General features: G+C 71.6%; 6 protein-coding genes and 2 pseudogenes. 7 read left to right on the top strand and 1 reads right to left on the bottom strand.

Annotated elements, in window-relative coordinates; translation table 11 throughout:
• From ABT300_RS41270 to ABT300_RS41240, 7 genes and pseudogenes are all read left to right on the top strand, one after another.
• Positions 1 to 255 (top strand): annotated as a pseudogene (locus ABT300_RS41270) (RNase J family beta-CASP ribonuclease); the annotation flags it as partial.
• A gap of 84 nt (positions 256 to 339) precedes the next feature.
• Complete coding sequence (locus ABT300_RS41265) at positions 340 to 1,101, top strand: polyamine aminopropyltransferase (RefSeq protein ID WP_351687518.1); 762 nt, start codon at positions 340 to 342, stop codon at positions 1,099 to 1,101.
• Positions 1,102 to 1,136: 35 nt separating this feature from the next.
• A complete protein-coding gene (locus ABT300_RS41260) occupies positions 1,137 to 1,622 on the top strand; it encodes a MarR family winged helix-turn-helix transcriptional regulator (RefSeq protein ID WP_351687515.1) in 486 nt (161 codons plus the stop codon).
• 183 nt (positions 1,623 to 1,805) lie between these two features.
• Complete coding sequence (locus tag ABT300_RS41255) at positions 1,806 to 3,209, top strand: MFS transporter (protein WP_502978101.1); 1,404 nt, start codon at positions 1,806 to 1,808, stop codon at positions 3,207 to 3,209.
• A gap of 42 nt (positions 3,210 to 3,251) precedes the next feature.
• Complete coding sequence (locus ABT300_RS41250) at positions 3,252 to 3,713, top strand: pyridoxamine 5'-phosphate oxidase family protein (RefSeq protein ID WP_351687509.1); 462 nt, start codon at positions 3,252 to 3,254, stop codon at positions 3,711 to 3,713.
• Positions 3,710 to 3,856, top strand: coding sequence for a hypothetical protein (locus tag ABT300_RS41245; protein ID WP_351687506.1), 147 nt, complete (start codon positions 3,710 to 3,712; stop codon positions 3,854 to 3,856). The genes ABT300_RS41250 and ABT300_RS41245 overlap by 4 nt, the downstream gene beginning before the upstream one ends.
• Positions 3,856 to 4,284, top strand: coding sequence for a MarR family winged helix-turn-helix transcriptional regulator (locus ABT300_RS41240; RefSeq protein WP_351687503.1), 429 nt, complete (start codon positions 3,856 to 3,858; stop codon positions 4,282 to 4,284). The genes ABT300_RS41245 and ABT300_RS41240 overlap by 1 nt, the downstream gene beginning before the upstream one ends.
• 182 nt (positions 4,285 to 4,466) lie before the next feature.
• Here ABT300_RS41240 and ABT300_RS41235 read toward each other — a convergent pair.
• Positions 4,467 to 4,964, bottom strand: a pseudogene (locus ABT300_RS41235) (discoidin domain-containing protein); the annotation flags it as partial.
• Between the last annotated feature and the right edge of the window lie 72 nt (positions 4,965 to 5,036).

The following is a 5,036-nucleotide window of genomic DNA, read 5'->3' as shown; positions in this document are numbered from 1 at the left end:
GTCGTCGCCATCGTCGACGCCGACACCGGCGCCCTCGCCGAGGCTCCCGACTTCCTGGCCCGCGGCTTCGTCCATGACGACGCGACGTTCGAGCCGGTCATTCCCGTCATCGAGAAGACGCTGGCCAACGCAGCACAGGAAGGCGTCGGCGACGCCCACCAGCTCGAACAGCTCATCGCCCGCGCGGTGGCCAACTGGGCCTTCCGCACGCACCGGCGCAGGCCGCTGATCATCCCCGTGATCATCGACGCCTGACCGGCCCAAGGCTCCACCACTCCCCCGCTCCCTCGCCGGAGCGGGGGCGTCCGCCGCCCCGGCTCACACACGAAAGGTGAACGGATGGGCCTGCGCTTCGAGGAGATCGACTGGCAGCCGACGCCCCTCGGCGAGATCAGTCTGCGGCGCCGGCGCCACCCGGTCTCGGGCGAGGACGTGTACGAGGTGAAGCTCGGCGACGAGTTCCTGATGTCCAGCCTCTTCACCGCCGGCGAGATCGCGCTCACGGAACTCGCACTGGCCGAGCTGCCGGACGCCGAGGGGACCGCACTGGACGTCGCGGTCGGCGGACTCGGGCTCGGCTACACCGCCCAGGCGGCCCTGGACGACCCCCGTGTGCGCTCACTGACCGTCGTCGAAGCGCTCGCCGAGGTCATCGACTGGCACCGGCGGCGCCTGGTGCCCCTCGGCGCCCGGCTGACCTCCGACGCCCGCTGCCGGCTGACACACGGCGACTTCTTCGCGCTGGCCGCCGACCCTCACGGCCTGGACCCCGAAGCCCCGGGTCGTCGCTTCGACGCCGTCCTGCTGGACGTCGACCACTCGCCGCGTCATGTGCTCCACCCACGCCATGCGGCTCTCTACCGTCCGGCCGGGCTCCGCGCCCTCGCCGAACACCTGCGTCCCGGCGGGGTGTTCGCCCTGTGGTCGAACGATCCGCCCGACGAGCAGTTCCTGTCGGCGCTCTCGGAGGTCTTCGCCCACACGTCGGCCCAGGTCGTGGACTTCGACAACGCCTTGCAGAACGGCACGTCGACGAACACGGTCTACGTGGCCCGTACCGCGCCCGACTCGGCGACCTCCAGCAAGGTCTCTTCCGGATAATCCGTCTCGGACCCAGTTGCCCTACCCTGGCAGGCATGACCGCCATGGCGCCCGCACGCACCGAACCGGACCTGTCGTTCCTCCTCGACCGCACCAGCCACATCCTGCGCAGCAGGATGTCCGCCGCCCTCGCGGAGATCGGCCTGACGTCGCGCATGCACTGCGTCCTCGTCCATGCCCTCGAGGAGGAGCGCACCCAGGTCCAACTCGCCGAGCTCGGCGACATGGACAAGACGACGATGGTGGTGACGGTGGACGCCCTGGAGGCGGCGGGGCTGGCCGAGCGCCGCCCTTCCCGCACCGACCGGCGGGCCCGGATCATCGCCGTCACCGACGAGGGCGCGCGCGTCGCCGGGCAGAGCCAGGAGATCGTCGACCGGGTGCACCGAGACGCCTTGGCCGCGCTGCCCGAAGGGGACAGGACCGTCCTGCTGCGCACCCTGGAGCACCTGGTCGCCGACGATCTGGCGCATCCCGTCGAGGCCCCTCGCGCCGCCCGGCGGGCACGCCAGACGAGGTGAGCCGGCCGACGAGGCCAACTTAAGACCGAAGCAAATAGTCTTCAACAAAACTATCTGCTACGGTCTCTCCTGTCGTCCCGACCGACCGACAGGAGGCCTCCCGTGCCCACCGCAGTCAGCCCCGCCCGCTTACCCGCCGCAGCCCGCACACGTCGGCTCGCGCTCGTCGTCGTCGCCGCCGGAATGCTGATGATCGTCCTGGACGGCTCCATCGTCACCGTGGCGATGCCTGCCATCCAGGACGACCTGGGGTTCACCCCTGCCGGACTCAGCTGGGTCGTCAACGCCTACCTCATCGCGTTCGGCAGCCTCCTCCTGCTGGCCGGCCGGGTCGGCGACCTGATCGGCCGCAGGCGCATGTTCCTGGCCGGCGTCACCGTCTTCACCGCCGCCTCGCTGCTGGCCGGCGCGGCCACCTCGTCCGCGGCGCTGATCGCCGCCCGCTTCCTCCAGGGCATCGGCAGCGCCATGGCCTCCGCCGTCGGCCTCGGCATCCTCGTCACGCTGTTCACCGAGCCGCAGGAGCGCGCCAGGGCCATCGCCGTCTTCAGTTTCACCGGCGCGGCCGGCGCATCCATCGGTCAGGTCCTCGGCGGCGTGCTCACCGACGCGCTCGACTGGCACTGGATCTTCTTCATCAACCTGCCGATCGGCGTCGCCGTCCTCGCGACCGCCGTACGCGTGCTGCCCCGCGACGTGGGCCTGGGCCTCGAAGCCGGCGCCGACGCGTTGGGCGCGGCCCTGGTCACCGCCGGCCTGATGCTCGGCATCTACACCGTCGTCAAGGTCGAGGAGCACGGCTGGTCGTCGGGGCGCACCCTGGGCACGGGCGCCCTCGCCGCCGTTCTGCTCACCGCCTTCCTCGTCCGTCAGGCCACCGCCGAGAACCCCCTGACGCCACTGCGGATCTTCCGCTCGCGCAGCGTCCTGGCCGCCAACCTGATCCAGGTCCTGATGGTCGCCGCGCTCTTCTCCTTCCAGATCCTCGTCGCCCTCTACCTCCAGCAGGTGCTCGGATACGGCGCCGCCGAGACCGGCCTCGCGATGCTCCCGGCGGCCGCCGTCATCGGCGCCGTCTCACTGGGGGTCTCCGCCCGTCTGAGCGCCCGGTTCGGCGAGCGCGACGTCCTGCTGGCGGGCATCGTCGCCCTCATCGGCGTCCTCGCCCTCCTCAGCCGCCTTCCCGTACAGGCCGGTTACGCCGTCGACCTCCTGCCCGCCATGCTGCTCGCCGCGGGCTTCGGCCTCGCACTGCCGGCGTTGACCGCGCTGGCCATGTCCGGAGCCGACGAGGAGGACGCCGGTCTCGCGTCCGGCCTCTTCAACACCACCCAGCAGATCGGCATGGCGCTCGGCGTCGCGGTCCTGTCGACCCTCGCCGCCTCCCGCACCCGGAGCCTCGCCGCGGGCGGGCGCACCACGGCCGAAGCGCTGACCGGCGGATACCGGCTCGCCTTCGCGGTGGGAGCGGGCCTCCTCGTCGTCGCCTTCGCCCTCGCGCTCACGATGCTGCGCCGCCCAGGACGCCGGGCCGTCGCGGGGTCGTCAGTCGGCACACCGACTCCGGCCCGCGCGACAAAGGCCTGACACACACCCGTCACCGCACACCTCCCCCGAAAGGCTGATCCCATGAGCGACCGCGCCACCCCCGAGATCACCGCCGGCGTCACCGACACGAGCAGCGACACGGGCACCGAGAACGACGGCCCCGCCCCTCGCGCGCTCTCCGACCAGGAGCTCTCACGTCTGCTGGAGCAGCAGCAGTTCGGAGTGCTCGCGAGCGTCAGGAGCACCGGTCACCCGCATCTGTCGACCGTCCTGTACGACTGGGACGCCGAGGAGCGCACACTGCGCGTCTCCTCCACCGCCGACCGGCTCAAGGTCCGCCAACTGCGCCGGGACCCGCACGCCTCCCTGCATGTGAGCGGCCCGGACGTCTGGTCGTTCGCCGTGGCGGAGGGCGAGGCCCGGATCGTCGACCCCGCCGAGGAGGCGGCCCCCGGCGAGCAGCTCCCCGACCGGCGCGTGACCATCGCGATCAAGGTGTCCCGCCTCTACGGGACCGCCCTCGACTTCCCCGCCCAGACGTGACCGACGCCGACCGGGTCCGAGTGGTGTACCGCATGGAGATCACCGACCCCGGAGCCGCCGAGGCAGGCGCCCACATCGGGCCCGGGATCACCGCCGACTGGCCCGACACCATGGCCTCGCTGGTCGAACTGGCGCTGCGCTGATGCCCCTCGCCCCCGAGGACAGCCCGGGACTGCTGCTCTGGCACGCCACACTGCGCTGGCAGCGCGACATCGCCGCAGCGCTGGCCCCCCTCGAGCTCACCCATGTCCAGTTCGTGTTGCTCGCCTGCACCTGGTGGCTCAACTCCCAGGGTGAGCACCCCAACCAGCTGGCCGTGGCCCGGCAGGCGGGCACCGACGTCAAGATGACCTCCCAGGTCCTGCGCACCCTGGAGGTCAAGGGGCTCATCGAGCGCGAGACCGACCCCGCCGACACGCGCGCCAAGCGACTGCGCGTCACCGACGTCGGCGCCGAGCTGGCCCCCCGCGCGATCGCAGCCGTCGAGCTGGCCGACGCCCGGTTCTTCGAGCCGGTGCCCGTCGCCGACGCGGTGTCACTCCTTCGCCGGCTGGCCCGTCCGCATCCCTGAAACCGGCGCCGAATCACCGCGGGACGCCGGACCCGGTCCGGTCCGGTACTCGGCGTTCCCGGTACGCCGTCGACGTGCTGCCACCTGCTGTCGGGGTCCCATGAGTCGAAGCCCCGACAGCAGGTTCAGCCGTGAGCTGCGCCCTCTTCGCACCGACGGATCACGGGAACGAGGTCACCTTCGAACTGGCTGAGCGGGAGCGAGGTCGCGGCGCTGGCCGGCCAGGACACACCGCGGGCGTCGGTGCGCTTCGCCGGGACGAAGACCTTGAAGTCGCCTCCGTCGAGGTGCAGGAACGGCTTCTCGCGCGAGATGGGGGTGGTGTCCAGCGTGGTGTACGGGCCGGTGTCGAAGTCGGTCGCCGGAGCGCCCTGGACACCGGTGAACGTCATGTTCCACACCCCGTTGGTCCAGCCGCCCACCGAGCTGTCACGGGTGTACCACTGCTGCTGCGAGTACGGAGCGACGGCGCCGTCGATCCTGGAGTCGGCGATGTAGCCGCCGGACACCCATCCGTAGCCGTTGGGCGCGAGGTTGAGGCCGCCCTTGACGTGGATGCGACGGAACGGGGCGGCCTGGGCGACGGCCCAGCGGTCGGCGCCGTTGGACGGTGTGATCGCCAGGTTCTCCGCCGAACGCCAGAAGTTCTGCGTGGCGTTGCCGTTGAACCAGCCCGCGTCCGCGCATGGTGCGTCTCACCCCCGCCGCGGAGCGGTCATTCGTGCTCCGTCACGACCTTGTGCGCCTCGTGG

It is taken from the genome of Streptomyces sp. NPDC001027, from assembly GCF_040299045.1.
GTDB lineage: Bacteria > Actinomycetota > Actinomycetes > Streptomycetales > Streptomycetaceae > Streptomyces.
Note: the sequence above shows the minus strand (reverse complement) of the source record. Positions and strands in the feature narration are given on the sequence as shown.